Consider the following 21,063-nt stretch of genomic DNA (forward strand, 5'->3'; position numbering starts at 1 on the left):
GTGCAGGGCAGTTTCTCGACGTCGTTCAGCGTGCCGCGCGACGATCGCCGATCCGGTCCGCGAGCCAGGCCGCCCGCAGCACCGGGTTGTGCAGGTACAGCGAGCGGGAGAATCGGGGTTCGGTGTGCCAGTACGGCAGCAGATCGTGGTGGATCTCGTCGGTGGTGAGCTGGTCGGCGAGCAAGGTACCGAGGTACGGCGCCTGCCCGAGACCGTGGCCGTTGCAACCGATGATGTAGTAGATGTTCTTCGACGCCTGCCCGGCCGCGGGCAGCCGGGAGGTCGTCATGGCGATCCAGCCGCCCCACGTCTTGGTGACCGGCACATCGCGCAGCGACGGAAAGCGGGCGTGGAAGGCGGCGGTGAGGTCGGCCACGACCGCCGGGTCGGAGGTGCGGTCGGTGAGCGGGTTCTTGCCGACCTCGAGCCGGCGGACACCGACGGCGATCGTGTTGGTCGGCGTCACGTGATAACTCTCCATCACATTGTGCCGAGTCGCCAGACCCGAGCGGCTCGTCCAACCGGTCGCCACCAGCCGTTCGGCCTCCACCGGTGCCGTCTCGACCATGCTCACCCAGACCGGTTTCGCCAGATGCCGTGGGGTGGCCCGGATTTCGGGGGCGTAGGCGTTGTTGGCGAGCACCACCCGCCCGGCGCGCACCCGGGCCAGCGGCGTGCTCACCTGCGCGCCCGCACCGAGTTCGGTCACCGATTCCACCGGAGACTGCTCGAAGACACGCACCCCCGAGCGCAGCAGCGCCGCGCGTACACCGAGTGTGAACAGGCCGGGGTTCATCGTCCCGCCGACGGTGGTGAGCAGACCGCCGAGGAAGGTGTCGGGGATGCCGAGTTCACGCTGGTCACCGAAGCGGTCGGCGGCGCCCGCCGCGATCAGCGCCGCCGCTTGGCGGCGGGCCTTGCGCAGTTGTCCCGCGGTGGCGGCCACCCCCACGTTCCCGACAGGTTCGTAGTCGCAGTCGATGCCGAGTTGTTTGATCAGGTCCTCGACGAAGCCGACGGAGGCCTCGGCGAAGCGGACCTGATCACGCAGCAACTGCGGATTCGTCTTGGCCAGGAGCTCGGGATCACCGGTCGGTTTGCCCGACAGCTGACCAGCGTTGCGCGAGCTGGCTCCGTACCCGCAGAAGTCCGATTCCAGCAGCACGACGTCGGCGCCGCGCTCGGCCAACCGCAGCGCGATGGCCATGCCGCCCAGGCCGCCGCCGACCACGGCGACGTCGCAGTCGATATCGGTGTCGAGCGGTGCGGCGAGGTCGGTCGGCCGATCGATCCAGCCGGTGAAGGTGGTGTAGGTGGTTGCGGTCATCCCTTGACTTCCTCTACTGCGACGCCCTCGAGCGAACGCTGGGTGGTGCGCGGCCCGAACAGCAGGACCACGGCGGAGAACACGATGTAGCAGATGGCGGCCGCGATCATCACGCCGTCGATGCTCCATCGGCCGAACAGCGCGGCTCCGAGCACACCGGAGACCGCGCCGCCGGCGCGGCCGATCCCGATGACGATGCCGGTGCCGATGCCACGGCCCTGCGCGGGCATCGCTTCGGGGATGTAGGCGTAATAGACGTTGATCACCAGCCCGGTCGTGATGGCCGCGGCGCCACCGGCGGCGGTGACCACCCAGCTCTGGGTGGAGACGCCGAGCAGCACCAGCGGAATCGCACTGACGATCGCCCCGCCGAAGATCAGCGTCTTGCGCTCGACCCGGTCCATCAGCACCAGCGCGACGAGCGGGGTGACGCAATAGACCACGTTCCAGACGAGCTGGATCCGGTAGGCCTTGCCCTCGTCGTATCCGAGGCCTTCGATCAGCGAGTACAGCGCCCAGTTCCCGAACAGGTAATAGCCGAGCGTCGAGCCGAAGTAGCCGATGCCGACGACGGCCAGCACGCGGATCACCTTCGGATTCGCGAGCACCTCACGCAGCGACTTCTTCTCCAGCGGAGCGTCGGGGACAACGGCAGGCTCTGGCAGCGGGCCACGCCGCAGCGCGATCGTCTCGAGCTCGACCACCAAGCTCTCGGCCTCGTCGTAGCGGCCACGCGAGATCTGCCAGCGCACCGATTCCGGCAGGACGAAACGCGCGATGGGCGCGATCACGAGGCCGGCGCTGCCGATGATGAACAGGTGGCGCCAGGTGTCGGGACCACCATTGGGGATCGCGACCAGCGCCAGGAAGGCAACCAGCGGCGCGACGACCACGAAGCCCGTGGTGAGCACCGAGGCGAACCGCCCACGGGTCTTGCTGGGAAACATCTCGGCGACATAGACCAGCAGCACCGAGGTCGCCGCCTGCACCCCGAGCCCGGTGATGAAGCGCGCGAACAACATCGCCTCGAAGCTGGTGGCGAACGCGGTGGCCAGCGCACCGGCGGAGTAGACGACGGTGGCCCAGATCAGGACCTGCCGTCTGCCGAACCGGTCCGACAGTCTGCCGCCCGCCAGCGCACCGACGACCATGCCGACGAAGAACGCGCTGCCGACCGTGCCGAGCTGCGGCAGGCTCAGGCCGGTGCTCTCCGCGATGGAGGGTAGGACATAGGCGAACAGGGCGTTGTCGTAGTACTCGAGCGCCAGATTGATCGCCAGGACCGAAATCCAGGCGATATGCGGCGAAATCACCGGCAGCCGGTCCAGTCTGGCGGCCAGCCGCGCACCGGAAACGGAGGCAGCCGTATCCATGGTGTCCAAGGGTGTCATGGTTTTCCATCCCGCGGCGGGACCGGTTACACTCGGACGGGTAGCGTGGGGACGTCTACACGCCGGCTGTCGGCAACGACCGCTGAGCTAACAGAAATCAAGTGAGAGTGCAGCTTTCGGGTGTGGCGCCCGTGCCGCGTTCAGGTGCGATCCCAGCGTGTGCGGCACGCCGGGTCCGCCTCGCGTCAGTCGCCTGCGGCCGCGACGACCCGGACTTCCACCAGCAGGCCGTCACGGGCCAACTGGGAGACGCCCACCCCGGTCCAGGCCGGGAAGTCCGCGGGCAGGTACTCGTCCTTCACCTTGACGAATTCCTCGATATCAGTGCGCATATCGGTGTGGAAAGTCATCAGCTCGACGATGTCGCTCATGCTCGCTCCCGCCGCTTCGAGCACGGTGCGCACGCCTTCGAAGGCGATGCGGGCCTGGGCGTCCATGCCCTCGGCCGGCGCTCCGGTCGACCTGTCGATCCCGACCTGGCCGGAGACCCAGATCAGATTCCCGGCCCTGACCGCCTGGGAGAAGTGAAGCCTGTCGTACGTCGCCTCGGTTCCGGGCGGGTTGATCAGTTGTCGCTGCATGTACTCGGTTCTCCTTCGGAGTGATTAGACGAGCTGACGGAAGACCGGGGAGCGGAACGGGTCGCCCGCGTCGAGCTTGGCCATCTCCTCGGCGAACAGCGGCCCGTTGCGGGCGTAGCGCGGGTTGGATTCCGGCAGCGGCCGGAACGTCGCGTCGTCGCCGAAGAACCGCAGCACCAGGGTGTGACGGTCGGGGAAGTCCTCGTCCACCGCGGCGCCGCCGTGCAGGCAATGCGGATGCAGAGCGACGATGTCGCCGGGTTCTACCTCCCACGAGAGCACGTCGTAGGCGTTGGGATCGGCCGCGAGTTCGGCGTCGATGGCGGGCAGCCGGGGCCAGGTGCCGTCGCCGTAGACCGGGTCGGTCGGATCGTCGGGATTGCGGAAGCTGGCACCGTCGTACTGGATACCGAGGTGCGAGCCGCGCACGATCTCGAGCGAGTTCTTCTTGGGCACCTTCTGGAAGGAGATCCAGGCGTTGCCCCAGTGCCTGCCCGCCCACGGCAGTACCGAGGTGTCCTGATGCCACGGTCCGCGACCGCTCTTGCCGCCTTCCTTGACGAACACTTCCTCGGCGAAATACCAGACGTGCTTCGATCCCCACAGTTCGGCGAACAGCTCGCCGAACGGCATCTTCGCCACCATCTCGTCCAGCTTGGGCTTGGCCAGTGGATTCGAATTGTCGATGTGGGTCTGCAGCGCGGTCCCGTCCAGGGCACGGAAGACGTAGGGCCCCGGATTCTCGACGTCCCACTTGAATGCGTCGTAGCACTGCGCCAATTGGGAGTCGCTGAGGCAATCCTTGATGAGGACCGCACCGTCCTTGCGGAACGCTTCCTTCACTGACTCGTCCATGTGTGACCTTCCTGCGAAACGGGGTGACTCACGTCACGGTAGCCCGAGTCACCCCGTTTACACAACACTCGTTATGTAAATATTTTCCGGGCGGCCGCGACCAGCTCCTCCGCATCGCCGGCGGCCGATGGCTCGAGCACCGCGCGGACTGCCGCCGGAATCGGAACCGGTCTGCGCGTCTCCGGGTCGACGTAGACGTGTACGAACTCCCCAAACGCGCACAACGTCAGTTCTTCGCCCGCGCCGAGCAGGAAGATCGCCGGTCGATAGGTCACACTGCTGCGGCCGAGGCGTTCCACTGCGATGCCCACCCGCAAGCGGTCGGGGAAACGCACCTCCCGGACGAACCGGCACGAACTGGCGACCACCAGGCTCAGCGCGGGCAGTCCACGCACTCCAGGAAGGTTCTCCGCCAGCCAGCCGTTGACGGCGGAGTCGAAGTACTCGTAGTAGACGGCGTTGTTGACATGCGCGTAGTGGTCCTCGTCGCCCAGGCGCACCCGCAGGTCGTACCAGGCGTGAATGGTGGCCGGATCGGGCTGTGGGAGGTTCATCGCGGATCCCATCCCAGCCGCTCGCCACGGACCTTCGCGAGGCGGACGTCCCCGGAGCGGGCATGCCCCTCGAAGGATTCGATCCGCGACGCGCGCCCGCACAGCTCGCCGAGTTCGGCGCTCACCCGCGGGTCGGTCACCTCCTGGTAGGTCACCGTCTTGAGGTACTTGCCCACCCAGAGTCCGCCCGTGTAGCGGGCGGCGCCACGAGTGGGCAGGGTGTGGTTGGTACCGATCACCTTGTCGCCGTAGGAAACACAGGTCCCCTCGCCGAGAAACAACGCGCCGTAGTTGCGCATGACCTCGAGTGCGACGCGCGGCTGCCTGGTCAGGATCTGGACGTGCTCACTGGCGTAGGTGTCGGCGACGCGGTAGGCGTCCTCGATGCTGCCGTGCACGACCACGACCTCGCCGTGGTCACGCCAAGCGGGTTCGGCGTAGTCACGGGTGGGCATGGTCGGCAAGACGGCCTCGACGAGGCGGATCACCTCGGTCGCGAGTTCGGTGGAGGTGGTGATCAGCACGGCGGGCGAATCGGGACCGTGCTCGGCCTGGCTGAGCAGATCCACCGCGACGACGAACGGGTCGGCGAATTCGTCGGCGACGACGAGGATCTCGGTCGGGCCGGCGAACAGGTCGATACCGACTTCACCGAACAACTGCCGCTTGGCCTCGGCGACGAAGGCGTTGCCCGGGCCGGCGAGCATGTCGACCTTCGCGATCGACTCGGTGCCCACGGCCATCGCGGCGACGGCTTGCACCCCACCCAGCACGTTGATCTGATCGGCGCCGGCCAGATGCATGGCGGCGATAGTGACGGCGGGCAGTTCACCCCCGAGCGGCGGCGTGCACGCGGTCACGTGCTCGACGCCTGCGACCTTCGCGGTGACCACCGTCATGTGCGCGGACGCGACAAGCGGGTAGCGGCCACCGGGCACATAGGCGCCCGCGCGGTCGACCGGCAGCGAGCGCTGACCGAGGAACACCCCCGGCCGCACCTCGGCTTCGAAGTCGAGCAGCGAATCCCGTTGCCGCTGAGCGAAGTCGCGCACACTCGCCTGCACCGTGCGGATGTCGTCGAGCACCGTCGACGACACGCCCGCCACGACGGCCCGGATCCGGTCGGGGGCGAGTTCGAAGCTGTCCGGGGACCAGTTGTCGAACTTCGCGGAGTAGTGGCGCACGGCGAGGTCGCCGTCGGCGCGGATGTCGTCGATGACACCGCGCACGATATCGGCGACGTCACGCTGTTGGGCGACGACTGCGGTCGCGCCCTTCTTGAGGACCGTGGTTTCGGTGAGAACAGGTAGGGACATGGTGGCGACCCTGGATTGCATACGTATACATGTCAATGGTCTGGAACCCTGCCCACCACCATGAATTGCTTCGCATACGTATGCTCATGAGGTGGCAGTGACGAGTATCGACGTCGCCAAGCGGGCGGGTGTCTCCCAGGCGACGGTGTCGCGGGCGCTGCGCGATCAGCGCGGTACCTCCGAAGCGACCCGCCGGCTCGTTCGTGAGGTCGCGCGCGAATTGGGTTATGTCCCCTTGCAATCCGGGCGGTCCTTGTCCACGAGCCGATCACGGCGCATCGGCATCGTGGTCGGCGAACTCACCAACCCGTTCTACGGTGCGCTGGTGGCGCCGATCGTGCGCGAACTCGACGCGCGCGGTTATCTCGGTGTCCTCCTGCACGACGCCGACATCCGCGAACCCGGCAGCGCCCCGATCTTCGACGGGTCCTTCGACGGTGTCCTGCTCACCACCACCTCCGATTCGCGGCTGGCCGACGAGATCGAGCGCCGCGGTATCCCCTATTGCCTCATCAACCGCGAAATCTCCGGTCGCACAACAGCATCGGCCGCCGTTCCCGACAACATCCGCGGCGCGCGACTCGTCGCCGACCTGTTCGTCGAGCTGGGTCACACCGACATCGGGATCATCACCGGGCCCGCGACCACGAGCACCGGCAGCGAACGGCTCCGCGGTTTCCGGGATGCGCTGGCCTGCCGCGGCATCGCGATCCACCCGGATGCGGTGCGCGAGGTGCCCTTCGGCATCGATGACGGCCGCGCGGCACTACACGACATCCTCGCCGCCCGGCCCGGCGTCACCGCGGTGTTCTGCGCCAACGATGTGCTGGCCATCGGTGCGCTCGAGGCGGCGGCGCGGGCCGCGCGGCCGGTACCCGAACAGCTCACGATCGTCGGCTTCGACGACATTCCGTTGGCCGGGTTGCGCGCCTTCGACCTCACCACCGTGGCGGTCGACCTCACCGCGCTGGCGCGCCAGGCGACGGCGCACCTGCTCGACCGCGTGGAGGATCCGCGGATCGAACCCGAGCGAACGGTGCACGAGGTGCGGCTGGTGCGGCGTGGCACGCATGCCGCACCGCTGCGACGCTGACGGGCTCACCAGACGCGGCGCATCGATTCCGGCGTCAGATCGGCCAGCGCCGGATAGCCGTCGACCGCCATCAGCAGATCGGCCTCGGCCAGCACCGAGCGCAGATGATGGACGAGCCCGTCCTCGCCACCAGCGGCCGTGGCGAAAACATACGAGCGTCCCAGTCCCACCGCGGTGGCACCGAGCGCGAGCGCTTTGACCACGTCGGTTCCGCTGCGCACACCGGAGTCGAACAGGACCGGCAGGCCCTGGGCCGCGGCGACCACCTCCGGCAGCATGTCGAGGGCGGGCAGGCCGCCATTGGCTTGGCGCCCACCGTGATTGGAGCAGTAGATGCCGTCGGCGCCTGCGTCGATCGCCCGCCGCACGTCGTCGCCGTGGCACACGCCTTTGACGACGATCGGCAGCGTGGTGGCTTCCCGCATCCAGGCGAGGTCGTCCCAGCGCACCGATTTCCCGAAGACCCGCGTCCAGAGCTGGACGGCGCCGTCGGGGTCGTCCTCCGGGTCGTGGCCGAGCAAGGTGCGGAACCGTTCGTCGGTGAAGTAGTTGGACAGACACAAGCCACGCAGTTGCGGGAAGTTGGCGGTGTTCAGATCCCGTGGGCGCCAGCCCGTGACCCACGTGTCGAGAGTGACGACGATGGCCCGGTAGCCGGCCCGTTCGGCCCGCTGCATGAAGCTGATCGCGAGGTCACGGTCGGTCGGGGTGTAGAGCTGGAACAGCCCGGGCGTCTGCTGGTGGACGGCGCCGGTGACTTCGACCGGGTCCATGGCCAGCGTCGATTGAATCGCCGGGACACCCGTCCGCTCGGATGCCCGCGCCACCGCCAGGTCGCCGTGGAAGTCGGGGGTGCAGATGCCGATCACGCCGACCGGCGCCAGGAAGACCGGGCTGGGCAGGGTCATCCCGAACAACTCGACAGACATGTCGCGCACCTCGGCGCCGTTACCCATCCGTGGAACGATGCCCCACTTCTGGAAGGCGGCCACGTTCGCCCGCTGAGTGTGTTCGTCGCCGCAGCCGCCGGCCACATAGGACCAGATCCAGCTCGGCAGGGCCTCGGACGCCTTGCGTTCGAGGGACGCGATGTCCACCGGATAACGCGGTAGCCGGCCCCGCAGCCCGTCCCCGTAGATTTCGTTCTGAAAGTCACCGAACCTGCGCATCATCGGTCCGACAGTAGCCATCCGCCATTATTTACACAACGCTTGTTGTGTAAATAATGTTCCGCCGATAACCTGGACCGATCAGGCCCTACGCGAAGGAGCAACGATGGTCGAAACGACCAGGACGCCATCCGTCACGCCCACCACCTTCGGTCGCGTCACCGTGCTGGTCGCCGACAACGGCGGGGTGCTGCCCTACGGCAATTCCGTAGTGGTGCGAGGCAGCGAACGGACTCTGGTCATCGACCCCTCGCTGGCGCTCGGCCCCGACACCGTCACGGCCGACCTGGTCTTCCTCAGCCACGGCCACGAGGACCACATCGCCGGGCTGCGGCATTTCGACGCGCCGACCTACGCCCATCACCTCGACGTGGCGGCGGTGTCCTCACTCGACGCGATGGTCGCGCAGTTCGGGCTACCGGCCCCCGTGCGCGACGAGGTCGTGCGGAATCTGCACGAGGAGTACGGCATTCCCCCGCGGCGCGACGGCGTGATCGGCGTCGCCGACGGCCATGTGTTCGAACTGGGCGATGTCACCGCCACCGTCGTGCACCTGCCCGGTCACACCCCGGGCCACTGTGGCGTCCTCGTCGAGCCCGACGGCTTCTTCTACGTCGGCGATATCGACCTGACCTCGTTCGGCCCGATGTACGGCGACGTGCACAGCAGTGCCGACGACTTCCTCACCTCCATCGACCGGGCCGCCGCCACCGAGGCCCGCTGGTACGGCACCTTCCACCAGAAGGGCGTGATCTCCGGCGCCGACGAGTTTCGCGAGCGCCTCGGCGAGTACCGCGCGAAACTGTTCGAGCGCGAACGCCGGCTGCTGGAATTCCTCGACGAACCGCGAACGCTGGCAGAGATCGTCGCCCACCGGCTCGTGTACCGGCCGCACGTGTCGGAACCGTATGTCGAGCCCATCGAACAGCGGGTGGCCGAACAGCATCTGGAACGGCTCGTCGAAGCCGGTGATGTCGCCGCCTCGCCTGAGGGAACGTTCGCGCGCACCGTCTGACCCACCCCCTCGGCCGCGAATCCCCGGGAACCTCCCGGGGATTCGCGATCTCACGTCCACCCTCGCTACGCATCCACCCGCAACGCCTGGACCACATCACGCGCCGCGCGCGCACCGGTCTCGATCGCACCGTCGATCCCACCGACCCCCAGCGCCGCGAGATCGCCACCGGCGAAATGGATCCGGCCGTGCGGTCGGCGCAGCAGTGGCGCGGCCTGCGTCAGGTACCCCGGCCGGTGATGCACCCAGGTCCCTGCGAGTAGGGATCACTCACCCAGTCGTGGCAGGCGACATCGAGTACCTCGAGATCGGGAACGAAGAACCGCAGCGCCCGCTCCACGGCGCCGCGGTCGGTGGGGTCGATCGCGGTGGCGTCACCACAGAAGCAGACGACCAGAGTGTCGCCCTCGTAGCGGTATTCGGTGCGCGCCGAATTGATCGGATGCTTGCCGACGGGCGCGTTGGCCGAGAAGGGTGTGACCTCACCCTTCACCCGCGCCCAGATCTTCATCGTCCGCATCGGATGCTTCTGCTCGATCATGTCCGCGGCAGGCGGTGGCGGCGTGGCGGCCACGTCGGCGAGGGTGTTGAGCGGAACCGCGAGCACCACCTGGCGGGCGTGGATCCGTTGGCCGTCCGCGGTGGTCACGGTGACGGCGGGCCCGTCGTCGTCGACCGCGGTGACCGGCGTGGACAGGCGCAGCTCGGCGGTGGATTCGCCGTTGATCGCATCGAGTAGGCGTTTGGTGCCGCCGTCGATCGGGAATCCGCCCGCGCACTCCATGAAGGTTTCCCAGCTGCCACCGTTGAGAGAGGTCCAGAACAGGAACTGGGCCATGCCCTGCTCCGCCGGGGCGGCAACCAGCGAGCCCATGACATCGCAGAGCACGTCACGCTCGGCCGGGGACAGGTCCATGGCGTCGAGCCGGTCGGCGAGGGTTTCCTGCTCGATCACGGTGGTGTCGGCAGCGTGGATGTCACCGGGCATCGGAAACCATTCACGCGCGTCGGCCAGACAGCGGGTGGCCAGCGACTTGCTCACCGCGTGGTATTCGGCGGGCGTACCGGTGTGCACCGTTGCGTCGGCCAGCCAGTTGCACTGTTCGATCGTCAGCCGTCCGACCAAACCGATGTCGTAGCGCTTCAGTTCGTGCCAGACGTGCGCCTGGGACCAGTGCGCGTAGGTGCCGCCGAATTCCACCTGCCGCCCGAAAGCCTCCCCCACGAACGTCCGGCCACCGATCCGGTCGCGAGCTTCGAGGTGGACCACCGAATGGCCGGCGAGGGTGAGGTCACGGGCCGCGGTGACGCCGGCAAAGCCCGCACCGATCACCGCGACATCGTAGGTAGAGGTCACGAGCATCTCCTTTGCGAAGGACGGCAGATACAAGCAACCTATCGAGATCCACTCTTTTTCACAACGCTCGTTGTGTAAATAATCCGGCCGGTGCCGTGCCGGGACTCACACTGCTGAGTTGCTGCTACGCCCGCGCCTGTCAGGCGATCCTCAGGTTTGCCTGGGCAAGGTCGGTGACGCAGCAGACAAAGGAGTCGTTTGTGTTCAACCGTTGGGGCGACCTCGTCCATCGATTTCGCTTCGCCGTCATCGCGATCGTCGGTGCCGCGCTGCTCGGGCTCGGTGGGTACGGGCTCGGATTGTCCGACCACCTCACCTCGAGCGGGTGGGACGACCCGGGTTCGGAATCCTCGCAGGGCTCGCGGATCGCCGACCAGGCATTCGGGCGCGACCATACCGCCGACGTCATCGTGCTCTACAACGCTCCCGACGGTAGGACGATCGACGACCCGGAGTTCAGCGGCACGGTCGTCGCGGCCCTGAACAAGGCGCTGGCCGAGCACCCCGACGAGATCGACAAGATCAACGGCGCCTACTGGCGGGTGGGCGACGCGCCCGCGGTGCCGTCGGTGTTCGGGTCGGCCGACAAGCGGCACGCGTTCGCCTCGGTCGCGCTCGTCGGCGACAACGACACCGATCTGCTGCGCAGCTACCGGGCGGTGAGCGACGCCTTCCACATCGACGGCGTGGACGTGGAGGTCTCGGGGCTGCAGGCCATCGGCGGCACGCTCAACGACACCATCGCCACCGATGTCCACCGGATGGAACTGCTGGCCATTCCCGCTGTGGCGGTGCTCCTGTTCTTCATCTTCGGTGGCGTCGTCGCCGCCGCGCTGCCGCTGATCATCGGTGGGCTCACCATCTTCGGTGCCAACGGCATCGTCATGGCGATCACGAACTTCACCGACGTCAACTCGTTCGTCTCCGCCGTGGTGTCGATGATCGGCCTCGGCCTGGCCATCGACTTCGCCTTGTTCATCGTCAGCCGGTTCCGGGAGGAGCTCGCCGCCGGTTACGACACGCGCGCGGCAGTCCGGCGCACGGTGATGACGGCCGGACGCACCGTCGTCTCCTCGGCGACCATGATCGTCGCCAGCCTCGGCGGCATCCTGCTGTTCCCCCAGGGCTTTCTCCGCTCGGTCGCCTACGGCACCATCGCGACGGTGTCGCTCGCCGCCCTGACCGCGGTGACGATCCTGCCCGCGATGCTGGCCGTGCTCGGGCCACGGGTGGACATGCTCGGCATCAAACGCTTCCGCAAGACCAAGTCCGCCGAGGAGGTCGAGAACGGCTTCTGGGGCAGGCTCCCCCGCTGGGTGATGCGACACCCCTTGAAGGTGGCGGTGGCGGTCGTCGTCGGGCTGCTGTTGCTGATCATCCCGATCAAGAACCTCGCCTTCGGCGGCATCAACGAGAAATACCTCCCGCCCGACAACAGCACCCGGCTCGCCCTCGAGCACTTCTACGAGGTGTTCCCACTGAAGAAGACCGACCCGATCCAGCTGGTCTTCGTCGGCGAGGACACCAACGCCATCGGCGCGGTATGGAAGCAGGCCAACCGGGCGCCCGGGCTCGTCGGCCAGTTCGGCGTGCCGAGCAACACCGGCTCCAACGATCCGGCGGTATACCGCACCTCGGCCACCCTGGTCGATCCGACCGGCAACGCCGAGCCGACGATCGACTACCTGCGCGCCATCGACGTACCGGACGGAGTGGACATGTACGTCGCGGGGCAGCCCGCGATCATGGCCGACAGCATCGACAGCCTGCTCGACCGGATGCCGCTGATGATCGGGCTGGTCCTGCTCGTCACCACGCTGCTGATGTTCCTCACCTTCGGTTCACTGGTGCTGCCGATCAAGGCGGCGCTGATGAACGCCCTCGGGCTCGGTTCCACACTCGGCATCCTGACCTGGATCTTCATCGACGGTCACGGCGCCGGGGTACTGAACTTCACGCCACAACCGATCAGCGCACCGGTGCTCATGCTGATCATCGCGGTGATCTACGGCCTGTCGACCGATTACGAGGTCTTCCTGATCTCGCGCATGGTCGAGGCACGCGCCCATGGCGCGTCCACCACCGAAGCCATCCGCACCGGCACCGCGCAGACGGGCCGCATCATCACCGCGGCCGCGCTCATCCTGCTCGTCGTCACCGGCGCGTTCGCGTTCTCCGATCTGGTGATGATGCAGTACATCGCCTACGGCATGATCGCGGCGCTGTTCATCGACGCGACCATCCTTCGCATGCTGCTCGTCCCCGCCATCATGAAACTGCTCGGCGACGACTGCTGGTGGGCGCCCAAGTGGGCCAAGCGAATTCAGGAAAAGGTCGGGCTGTCCGAACCGAGCCTCGCCGACGAACGACCCGACCGGGACGCGATGGTCGACCTCGTGCGGACGACACCCGTCACCGACCCGCCGACCATGCGGATGGCCGCGGTGCCCGACAGCAAGTTGGCACGAACACCCCGCCGCCCGCGCACCGTCGCCGAGATCGAAGCCGAAGCCCCGACCCATCGACTGGGCCGGATCACCGACCGGCCGCCGAGGTAGCCGAACGACCGGTGTGGAAGGCGGGTTCTATCGCGGTGCGATGAGGGTCAGGGTGGCGTCGATCAGATCCTTCGCATGAGCGGGGGTGAAACGCTCCGGCTCCACCGGATACATCAATGCCCAACCGTCGCCCATGGCACTGAGCTGGTCGGACAGGACGTCCGCCGGAATGTCGTCACGGATCGCGCCGCGCTCCTGCGCGGCGGCCAGCACCGCGGCGTAGTCCGCGCGGAACTTCGCGTAGCGCGTGACGATGACCTCGGCGATGCGCGGTTCCGACCGCACCGAGGTGAGCAGCTCCGGCATCAACGGCCAGAACTTGACGTCCTTGCCCAGCTGGAACCATTGCGCCAGCAGCTCGCGGACGTCGGTCGTGTCGCGGATCGCCTCGACCATCGCGTCGTAGCGGTCGAATCGGCTCAGCACCAGCGCGAGAACCATGTCCTCTTTGTTGGCGAAGTAGTAGGTGACCGCACCGGTGGTGTACCCGGCGTGCTCGGCGACACGTCGCATCGATGCCTTGACATAGCCTTCGGCCGCGATCACGGCGGCCGCCGCGTCGAGCAGCTCCGCGCGCTTGGCCGCGTGATCGCCCGCCGGCCTGCCGCGTTGCGCGGTCGCGACCGCCCCGCCGACTTCGCCCGGCTCCCCCACGCCCTGCTTCTGTTTCTGCGCCACGCCAACAGTTTCGCACAGGCATTTCACATAACGACCGTCAGGTAAAGGTGTGCCGCGTCGGTGCGCGCGTTTGACAGTCCCGATGCGCCGCCGCATACTCGAACTAGATTCGAGTTCTATCAAAACCTCACGAAGGAACCGGTGAAATGGTCGCAGCGGTCGAAGTTCTCCTCATCACCTGCACCATCGCGATCATCTGGTTCGCCTGCTACGTCGTCTACCGCCTGGTGACCGACGACTCCCCCCGACGCTGAGCCGTCGGACCGACCTCGTCCCTGCCCCGCGCCGGCGAGCCGAACCTACGGCCCGCCGGCGTCGCACAGGCACTACGTCTAGAGCTCGACCAGGGTGTAGTCGGCGACCTGGCCGCTGAGCAGCCGCAGATGGTCATCGGCGGCACCGAGGATCTGGTCGATCACGGTGAGCCGGGCGAAGTAGTGACCGACGGGGTATTCGGCGGTCATGCCGATACCACCGTGCATCTGGATGGACTCCTGCCCGATGTGCTTGGCGGAGCGGCCGATCTGCAATTTGGCGCGGGAGGCCACGATCGGGTCGATACGCCCTTCGGCCAGACAGGCCGTCGCGTACAGCACCATGCTGCGCGCCTCCTCGAGCGAGACGTACATGTCGGCGGCACGCTGGGTGAGCGTCTGGAACTTCGACAATGTCACCCCGAACTGCTTGCGCGTCTTCAGGTATTCGGTGGTGAGCCGCAGCGACTCCTCCATCGCGCCGAGCGCCTCCGCGCACAACGCCGCCTGCGCCCGAACGATGCCCCGTTCGACAGCCTGGGTCGCGTCGGTGGTGTCACCGAGCAGTTCGGCTGGGGCACCGGCGAATTCGATGTCGGCGGCGCGACCACCGTCATGTGTCCGATACGACCGCCTCGCCACCCCCTCAGCCTCGGCGTCCACGAGGAACAGGCCGGTGCCCCCGTCGGGCAGGGCCGCGCTCACCACGAGCTTGTCGGCACAGTCGCCGCGAAGCACCGGGTTCTTGCGCCCGTTGATCGTCCATCTACCGTCGTGTTCGGCGGCGGTCGTGGTGACCTCGGTCGACGGCCACCGGATGCCGGGTTCGGTGTGCGCGAAGGCCAGCAGCAGGGCACCTTCGGCGACCTGGGTCAGCACCTGTTTGCGCTGCACGGCAGTGCCAACTTCGGCGATCAGGCCGCCCGGCACCAGCACGCTGTCGAGGATCGGTTCCGGGGCGAGCCTGCGACCGAGTTCGACCATGACGGCCATGGTTTCGACCGGGCCGGCGCCCATACCGCCGTCGTCTTCGGCGAAAGCGAGCCCGAGCAGGCCGATCTCGGCCAGCTTGGCCCACACGTCGCGGCTCCAGCCGAGTTCGGAGCCGATCACCTCGGCCCGCTTCTCCGGGTCGTAGCTGCGAGCGAGCAGTTCGCGGGTGGTGTCACGCAGCAGTTGCTGCTCGTCGTCGAGAGCGAAATCCATGGGATCGACTCACAATCTGTGTTCAGAGACCAAGGATGGTCGAGGCGATGATGCTGCGCTGCACCTCGTTGGACCCTCCGTAGATGGACGTCTTGCGGTAGTTGAGGTAGGTGGCGGTGCTGCGCTGCGCCCATTGCGGACTCGCGATCTGCGCGCCCGCGTCGAACGGGAGCGAGTCCGGCCCGGCGATATCCACCAGCAGCTCCGTCGCCGCCTGCTGCAACTCGGTGCCGCGCAGCTTCAACACCGACGACGCCGGGTTCGGCTTACCGTCGGCGGAACCCGACACCACCCGCAGGAGCGTCAATTCCAGTGCCAGCAGCTGGTTTTCGAGTTCTGCCAGCCGTGCGGCGAACAACGGATCCGCCAGCAGCGTGCCGCCCGCCGTCTTCGTCTGCGCGGCACGCTCCTTGGCCAGCGCGAGGGCCACCTTCGTCCGCCCGACCGCGGTGATGCCGGTGCGCTCGTTGCCGAGCAGGAACTTGGCGTAGGTCCAGCCCTGGTTCTCCTCGCCGACGAGCTGGTCGGCGGGCACCCGTACATTGTCGAAGAACACCTCGTTGACCTCGAAGCCGCCGTCGATCAACTCGATCGGCCGGACCGTGATGCCGGGCGAGGTCAACTCGATGAGCAGGAACGAGATCCCCGCCTGCTTCTTCGCGTTCGGGTCGGTGCGGACCAGGCAGAAGATCCAGTCCGCCCACTGGCCCATCGTCGTCCAGGTCTTCTGGCCGTTGACGACATAACTGTCACCGTCACGCACCGCGGTGGTGCGCAGCGAGGCGAGGTCGGATCCGGCCTCGGGCTCGGAAAAGCCCTGACACCACCAGATGTCGAGATTCGCCGTCGGCGGCAGGAAGCGCTGCTTGAGTTCCTGGGAACCGAAGGTGGCGATCACCGGACCGACCATGTTCACGTTGAAGGTCAGCGGTTCGGGAACCGAGGCCAGCTGCATCTCGTCGTGCCAGATGTGGCGTTGCGTCGCCGACCACTGCTGACCACCCCACTCCACCGGCCAGTTCGGCACCGCCAGCCCGTGCGCGTTGAGCGTCTGCTGGCAGGCCACGACCTCCGCTTTGGTCAGCTCCTCCCCCTGCCGCACCTTCTCGCGAACCTCCGCGGGAATCTCCGTCCGGAAGAATTCCCGCAGTTTGTCGCGAAAGGCGGTCTCGTCGGCGGTCAAAGCCAATTTCATCGCGCGCACCGGCTTCCCTCGCCGGCACCCGGCGAAGCGATCGTGAACTGCGTCATGATTTACCTCCAGATTTCTTGCGGGAGAAACGATCAGTGGAAGGCACCGATACCGGTGAGCGCGAGCAGCATTCCCTTGCCGAGTTCGAGTGTCATGTCGGCCGGCTTTGCCTGAGTCAGCGGAAAGCTCGCCAGCGAGCGATCGAATACCTCGCGGGTTCGCGCGTATTCGAGGGCGGCCTCCAGGCTGTCGCGGGCGGCGCCGAGCGCACCGAACACGATGCCGACGCGGGCAGGCGGAGGTGTTCGCGGGCGAACTCGCGCACGGTCGTCTGGATGTCGCGCTCGTCGTCGAGCATCTCGTCGATGCCGAACAGCCCGAGCGGCGTACTGCGCGCAGACACAGTGGTCACGTCGAGCCTCCTAGTAACTAAGCGCTTGTTCACCTCATGGTGCTACAGCGATTCGACAGGCGTCAAGCCGGGGCCGGGTCAGCCGAGGCTGAACGGCTGCCCCCACAGCGTTACCCAACTGGTGACGCTGTCGGTGACGATTTCGACACTGACGAAGGCTCTGGCCTGGGCGTAGCCGCCACAGCCGGTCAGGCCGATGGTCTGATCGGCCCAGGCGACCGAGCCTGCGCCCCCGGTGAATTCGTTGTAGACCTTGTGCGACTCGTTGCCGAAGTCGTCGGCCTTTTCCCGGTCGAGGATGTAGAAGGACTTCGCCTGCCCCGGCCCGAGCGACAACTCGCCGCTGGTATTGGCACCGAGACTGGCGTTGCCCTCCCAGTCCGAGGCGCCTTCGACGCCCCCGCCGGCACCCCCACCAGCGATATTGACCTGGCAGCCAACGGTGTAACCGGGAATGATGAGCCCGTAGGCGCCCGCGCCGGCACCGGCGAGTTCCACCTGGGCCGTGCCCGAAACCCAGGCGTTACGGTGCGCCGGGGTCGACCCGAGCGATGGATTGATGTTGGCGGATTCGCCGACGAGCCGGACCGTGACCACGGTGCCGTCGGAGAGGGTCTTGACCATCTCACCGCCCGGGAGCGGCACGAATGTGTCGGCACCGGCGGGCGTGGTGGCGAGCAGGCCGAGCGCCAGGGCGGCGACAGCACCGAAGCTGGTGCGCGCGAGATTCTTTCGGTTGAACATGGGGGTACACCTTCGGATTCGGTTTCGCGGACGCGAAAGAAAGACGGGTAGTCGGAGGCGAGAAACGGGGTTCAGCCGATACTGAACGGCGCACCGTAAAGAGTTGTCTTCGAATAGTGGTCACCGATGATCTCGACCACCGTGTAGGCGCGGGCCTGGGCGTACCCCGCACAGCCTTGTATCTCGATCTCGGCGTCCTGATATTCCACCGAGTATCGACCCGGCCGCGGAATGTCCTTGTAATCGATCTGGACGAATTTCACCTCGCCCGGACCGAGATTCACCCCGATCGAGCCGCCCGCGCTCACGCCACCGGTGGAGATGCCACCCGACACCCCGGCACCGATCGCGTCGTCGGCGATGCTCACCTGGCAACCGACCAGATACCCCGTGTTCAGCTGCGATGCGCCGTGCGTGGAGGAATTGTTGCTGCCCGGAATACCGGCGGGACCATTCGTCGGGCCTACTTCACCCTCCGGTGTCGCGGTGACATCGGCGATCGCGTTACCCGAGACCCAGACCACCCGTCCAGCGCCATTGGCCGCCATGGAAGGCGAGACGATCGCGTGTTCGCCGGTGCGGGTCAGCGTCACTCCCGGGCCCGCCTTCGACCCGTCCGGCAGCGGCACGAACATATCCGCGGTCGCCGCGGTCGGCATCAGCACACCGATAGCTACCACACCGATTCCGGACAGTCCGGCGACTGCGGCACAGCGACCGGTTCGGACCCGAGTCCAACGAGAAATCATGATGATCAAATCTCCTTTGCACGTGCTGGACCGCCAGCCATTTCAGAAATGGGGCTGCCGGAAATACCGTCGACCGCTTTCCGGGTCGAGGTGGCGTGCATCACTGTAGTGAGAACTATGAGTTCACACAACAGTTGTTGCGAAAATTATCCGGGTCGTATCTACTCGGGGTCGGGGCGGAGGAACTCGGCGACGCGCGGTCCGAGGTCGTCGGCGCGGGTGACGAGCCCGAGATGGCCGTCGGGGTAGATGTGCAGGGCCGAGTCGGGCATCAGCCGGTGCATGGTTTTCGCGTTGATCACCGGCACGATGGGGTCGTCGTCGCCGGCGAGGATCAGCGTGGGCTGGCGGATCAGCGGCAGGAACGGCAGGCTGGTCCAGCCTGCGCCCGCGAGCAGCTGCAGCGCGTAACCCGGACCGGGAGCGCGACCCGCATGGTGATGCAGGATCTCCTGGGCGAGCGCGGGTTCCGCACGCAGGCGGCCCCCGTAGATCGTCGCGGCGATCGCGGCCGCGTAGGCGCGATCGCGGTACCGGCGCGGGGTGATCATCTTGCTCAGCACCCGGGGATGCGCCGGAACCATCAGCATGCCGGTCGCCGTGGCGACGAGCACCAGGCGTCGGCATCGCCGGGGGTTCTGGAAGGCGAATTGCTGCGCGAGACCACCACCCCACGAGATGCCGAGCACGTCGGTCTCCGGATAGCCGAGTTCATCGAGGACATCGCCGAGCGCGCAGGCCAGAGTCGCGAAATTGTAAGGCAGGCGCGGCATTTCGGAACCGCCGATACCGGGCACATCGAACCGGATCACCGGGATCGCCGGGTCGAGCCGGTCGAGGAAGGGCTCGAGCAGCTCGAGCCTCGCCCCGATGCCGTTGCACATCAGCAGTGGGCGCCCCTGCCCCGCGCGCACCGCGACACGCCATCGTCGCCCGTTGATCCGCAATTCCCGAACGGTCTCGACCTCGGCCACGCGACCTCCTTCAGGTTGGGACTCAGGAGTCGAGTCGGTTGCCGAGCTCCGGGAACGCGCGGATCGCCTGCAGCGCGATGGTGAGATCGCTCAGCACCCGCGGGTCGTCGAGCGAGCCGCCGAGACGATCCTCGAGGCGGCGGATACGTTGCCGAACCGTGTTGGGATGGCAGTAGAGTTCCCGGCCCGCCTTGGCCGCCGAGCCACGCGCGTCGATCCACGCGGTCGCGGTGGCCAGCAGCGTCGTGCGGTCGTAGTCGGGCAGGGCGAGTACACCGTGCAGCACGCGCACCACGAATCGGCGAGTCGTCTCCCGGTCGCGCACGAGGAGATCGATATGCGGCTCGTCGTCGAGCCCGCGGATGCCCTTGGTGCCGGGCGACAGCGTTTCGAGGGCGACCTGGGCCAGCCGCAATGCCCGGGCGGCCCCGTCGAGGCGGTGGAACACCGGACTCACTCCGACACGTCCGAGGGCCACCTGCGCGACCTCGGCGAGCACCACCTGCGGGTCACGGCTGTTGCCCAGTGAGAGCACGCCGATCTCGTGTTGCGGCTGGGATCGCCACGCCGACCCGACATCGAGCCGCCGGAGGCGGTCCTCGAGCTGCGGCAGGGCCGCGGAATGCGCGCCGGTCACCTCCGCAACGACCACGAGAAAGGTTCCCTCGTAAGGCAAGTCGAGAAGCTTCGCGACTTCCCAGGCACTGAGCGAACCGGAAGCCGGTCCGTCGAGGATCGCCGAGATGATGCCGGATCGTCTGCGGTCCGCCTCGATCATGCGTTCGCTCATCGCCTGCCGGTACGACTCGGTCAGCGCGAGGGAGAAGTCGTCGGCCAGCTCCCAGATCGCCGTGGCGGTATCGAGCAGCGCGTCCACCGACTTGCGCCCCGAGTCGCGCGCGGCGGCCAGCAATCGCTCCCACACGAACGCGAAGCCGAGGCGATAGGCGCGCAACACCTCCGGCAGCGGCATGTCCTGTGCGGCCCGGGCGCGACCGATGTCGCGCGGAGCCGAGAGGTCGACCCCGCGTTCACCACTCAACCGTTCGAGGATCTGATTCATATTGGCTATCAGCGAGGCTCGCAATTCGTCCCGGTCGACGATGCTCGCCGTGCGATAGAGCTCGATCTGCTCGAGAATCCGGACGAGCAGCTGGTCGGCCAGCGTATCGATCTGCTCGAGCAGGTCGGCGGCGAGTTCGGCCACCGGCTGAGCGAGACTCGAAGTAGGCACCTCGACAGGTTATCCACGGCCCGCGGGGCACATCGCATCCGGCAGAGCAGAGTGTGCGTGCCGACACAGTCGCGCCGGATCTGATGTCGGCGCCGACATTGGCTGGGACCGGCCCGATGCGCGAATCTGTGAGCACGCGTTCGGCACGGTGGCCGCACTGAGATGCGGGTCATCGTGCGTTCGCCACCGGATAGCGACAAGACCCTCCTCTCGGTCGTCGGCCACCGCACCAGATCTGGCAAGCAGATCGACGCGGGAGCGACCAGACACCCGCTGCGCGGACTGTGCCCGCGCGGCCGACAGGAGTGGAGACGCCATCATCAATTCCGGTACGAAACCCAAGGAAAATGCCGAACACGCGGCCGTCGATTCGCCTGAGCGCCGGACGACGAGTGAGACCCCGG

19 protein-coding genes and 1 pseudogene are annotated in these 21,063 nt (G+C 67.2%); 3 read left to right on the plus strand and 17 right to left on the minus strand.

The window, feature by feature from the left end:
* Positions 1 to 25: 25 nt before the first annotated feature.
* The 6 genes from ACSVDM_RS18645 to hisD all read right to left on the minus strand — a co-directional run bounded on the left by ACSVDM_RS18645 (position 26) and on the right by hisD (position 6,024).
* The gene (locus ACSVDM_RS18645; protein ID WP_439266570.1) at positions 26 to 1,327 is read right to left on the minus strand and encodes an NAD(P)/FAD-dependent oxidoreductase; all 1,302 of its coding nucleotides are present in this window, start codon (positions 1,325 to 1,327) and stop codon (positions 26 to 28) included.
* A complete protein-coding gene (locus tag ACSVDM_RS18650) occupies positions 1,324 to 2,718 on the minus strand; it encodes an MFS transporter (protein ID WP_439266572.1) in 1,395 nt (464 codons plus the stop codon). Before ACSVDM_RS18650 ends, ACSVDM_RS18645 begins: the two co-directional genes overlap by 4 nt.
* 185 nt (positions 2,719 to 2,903) lie before the next feature.
* Positions 2,904 to 3,299, minus strand: coding sequence for a RidA family protein (locus ACSVDM_RS18655; RefSeq protein ID WP_439266574.1), 396 nt, complete (start codon positions 3,297 to 3,299; stop codon positions 2,904 to 2,906).
* Between the two features lie 24 nt (positions 3,300 to 3,323).
* Positions 3,324 to 4,154 carry a phytanoyl-CoA dioxygenase family protein gene (locus ACSVDM_RS18660; protein ID WP_280218168.1) on the minus strand — a complete coding sequence of 277 codons (831 nt, stop codon included), beginning with the start codon at positions 4,152 to 4,154 and terminating at the stop codon, positions 3,324 to 3,326.
* A gap of 71 nt (positions 4,155 to 4,225) precedes the next feature.
* Entirely contained in the window at positions 4,226 to 4,708 is a 483-nt protein-coding gene (locus ACSVDM_RS18665) for an acyl-CoA thioesterase (protein ID WP_439266576.1), read from the minus strand.
* Positions 4,705 to 6,024, minus strand: a complete 1,320-nt coding sequence (gene hisD / locus ACSVDM_RS18670) for a histidinol dehydrogenase (RefSeq protein ID WP_439266577.1) — start codon at positions 6,022 to 6,024, stop codon at positions 4,705 to 4,707. Before hisD ends, ACSVDM_RS18665 begins: the two co-directional genes overlap by 4 nt.
* Before the next feature lie 91 nt (positions 6,025 to 6,115).
* Here hisD and ACSVDM_RS18675 point away from each other — a divergent pair, with 91 nt between their 5' ends.
* A complete protein-coding gene (locus ACSVDM_RS18675) occupies positions 6,116 to 7,117 on the plus strand; it encodes a LacI family DNA-binding transcriptional regulator (RefSeq protein ID WP_439266579.1) in 1,002 nt (333 codons plus the stop codon).
* Positions 7,118 to 7,122: 5 nt separating this feature from the next.
* On the opposite strand, the gene ACSVDM_RS18680 is transcribed toward ACSVDM_RS18675, so the two are convergent.
* Positions 7,123 to 8,307 (minus strand): alpha-hydroxy-acid oxidizing protein, encoded by a 1,185-nt coding sequence (locus ACSVDM_RS18680; protein ID WP_439266581.1) that lies wholly within the window; start codon positions 8,305 to 8,307, stop codon positions 7,123 to 7,125.
* Between the two features lie 85 nt (positions 8,308 to 8,392).
* Here ACSVDM_RS18680 and ACSVDM_RS18685 point away from each other — a divergent pair, with 85 nt between their 5' ends.
* Entirely contained in the window at positions 8,393 to 9,301 is a 909-nt protein-coding gene (locus ACSVDM_RS18685; protein WP_439266582.1) for an MBL fold metallo-hydrolase, read from the plus strand.
* Positions 9,302 to 9,366: 65 nt separating this feature from the next.
* On the opposite strand, the gene ACSVDM_RS18690 is transcribed toward ACSVDM_RS18685, so the two are convergent.
* Positions 9,367 to 9,546, minus strand: a complete 180-nt coding sequence (locus ACSVDM_RS18690; RefSeq protein ID WP_439266584.1) for an FAD-dependent oxidoreductase — start codon at positions 9,544 to 9,546, stop codon at positions 9,367 to 9,369.
* The gene (locus ACSVDM_RS18695) at positions 9,522 to 10,658 is read right to left on the minus strand and encodes a flavin monoamine oxidase family protein (protein WP_439266586.1); all 1,137 of its coding nucleotides are present in this window, start codon (positions 10,656 to 10,658) and stop codon (positions 9,522 to 9,524) included. Before ACSVDM_RS18695 ends, ACSVDM_RS18690 begins: the two co-directional genes overlap by 25 nt.
* A gap of 200 nt (positions 10,659 to 10,858) precedes the next feature.
* Here ACSVDM_RS18695 and ACSVDM_RS18700 point away from each other — a divergent pair, with 200 nt between their 5' ends.
* Positions 10,859 to 13,216 carry an MMPL family transporter gene (locus ACSVDM_RS18700; protein ID WP_439266588.1) on the plus strand — a complete coding sequence of 786 codons (2,358 nt, stop codon included), beginning with the start codon at positions 10,859 to 10,861 and terminating at the stop codon, positions 13,214 to 13,216.
* A gap of 27 nt (positions 13,217 to 13,243) precedes the next feature.
* Here ACSVDM_RS18700 and ACSVDM_RS18705 read toward each other — a convergent pair whose 3' ends face one another.
* The 8 genes and pseudogenes from ACSVDM_RS18705 to ACSVDM_RS18740 form a co-directional block, all read right to left on the minus strand.
* On the minus strand, positions 13,244 to 13,894 hold the full coding sequence (locus ACSVDM_RS18705; protein ID WP_439266590.1) for a TetR/AcrR family transcriptional regulator: 651 nt from the start codon (positions 13,892 to 13,894) through the stop codon (positions 13,244 to 13,246).
* A gap of 332 nt (positions 13,895 to 14,226) precedes the next feature.
* The gene (locus tag ACSVDM_RS18710; RefSeq protein ID WP_439266592.1) at positions 14,227 to 15,354 is read right to left on the minus strand and encodes an acyl-CoA dehydrogenase family protein; all 1,128 of its coding nucleotides are present in this window, start codon (positions 15,352 to 15,354) and stop codon (positions 14,227 to 14,229) included.
* A gap of 22 nt (positions 15,355 to 15,376) precedes the next feature.
* A complete protein-coding gene (locus ACSVDM_RS18715; RefSeq protein ID WP_439266594.1) occupies positions 15,377 to 16,549 on the minus strand; it encodes an acyl-CoA dehydrogenase family protein in 1,173 nt (390 codons plus the stop codon).
* 113 nt (positions 16,550 to 16,662) lie between these two features.
* Positions 16,663 to 16,839: pseudogene (locus ACSVDM_RS18720) on the minus strand (acyl-CoA dehydrogenase family protein); the annotation flags it as partial.
* Positions 16,840 to 17,036: 197 nt separating this feature from the next.
* The gene (locus ACSVDM_RS18725) at positions 17,037 to 17,702 is read right to left on the minus strand and encodes an MspA family porin (RefSeq protein WP_439266596.1); all 666 of its coding nucleotides are present in this window, start codon (positions 17,700 to 17,702) and stop codon (positions 17,037 to 17,039) included.
* A 71-nt stretch (positions 17,703 to 17,773) separates the two neighbouring features.
* Positions 17,774 to 18,451: an MspA family porin gene (locus tag ACSVDM_RS18730; protein WP_439266598.1), complete on the minus strand. Its 678-nt coding sequence runs from the start codon at positions 18,449 to 18,451 to the stop codon at positions 17,774 to 17,776.
* A 161-nt stretch (positions 18,452 to 18,612) separates the two neighbouring features.
* The gene (gene phaZ / locus ACSVDM_RS18735) at positions 18,613 to 19,425 is read right to left on the minus strand and encodes a poly(3-hydroxyalkanoate) depolymerase (RefSeq protein WP_439266600.1); all 813 of its coding nucleotides are present in this window, start codon (positions 19,423 to 19,425) and stop codon (positions 18,613 to 18,615) included.
* Positions 19,426 to 19,447: 22 nt separating this feature from the next.
* A complete protein-coding gene (locus tag ACSVDM_RS18740) occupies positions 19,448 to 20,659 on the minus strand; it encodes a PucR family transcriptional regulator (protein WP_439266601.1) in 1,212 nt (403 codons plus the stop codon).
* Positions 20,660 to 21,063 lie beyond the last annotated feature (404 nt).

The sequence above is a fragment of the Nocardia sp. JW2 genome (genome assembly GCF_051843015.1).
Taxonomy (GTDB): domain Bacteria; phylum Actinomycetota; class Actinomycetes; order Mycobacteriales; family Mycobacteriaceae; genus Nocardia; species Nocardia coubleae.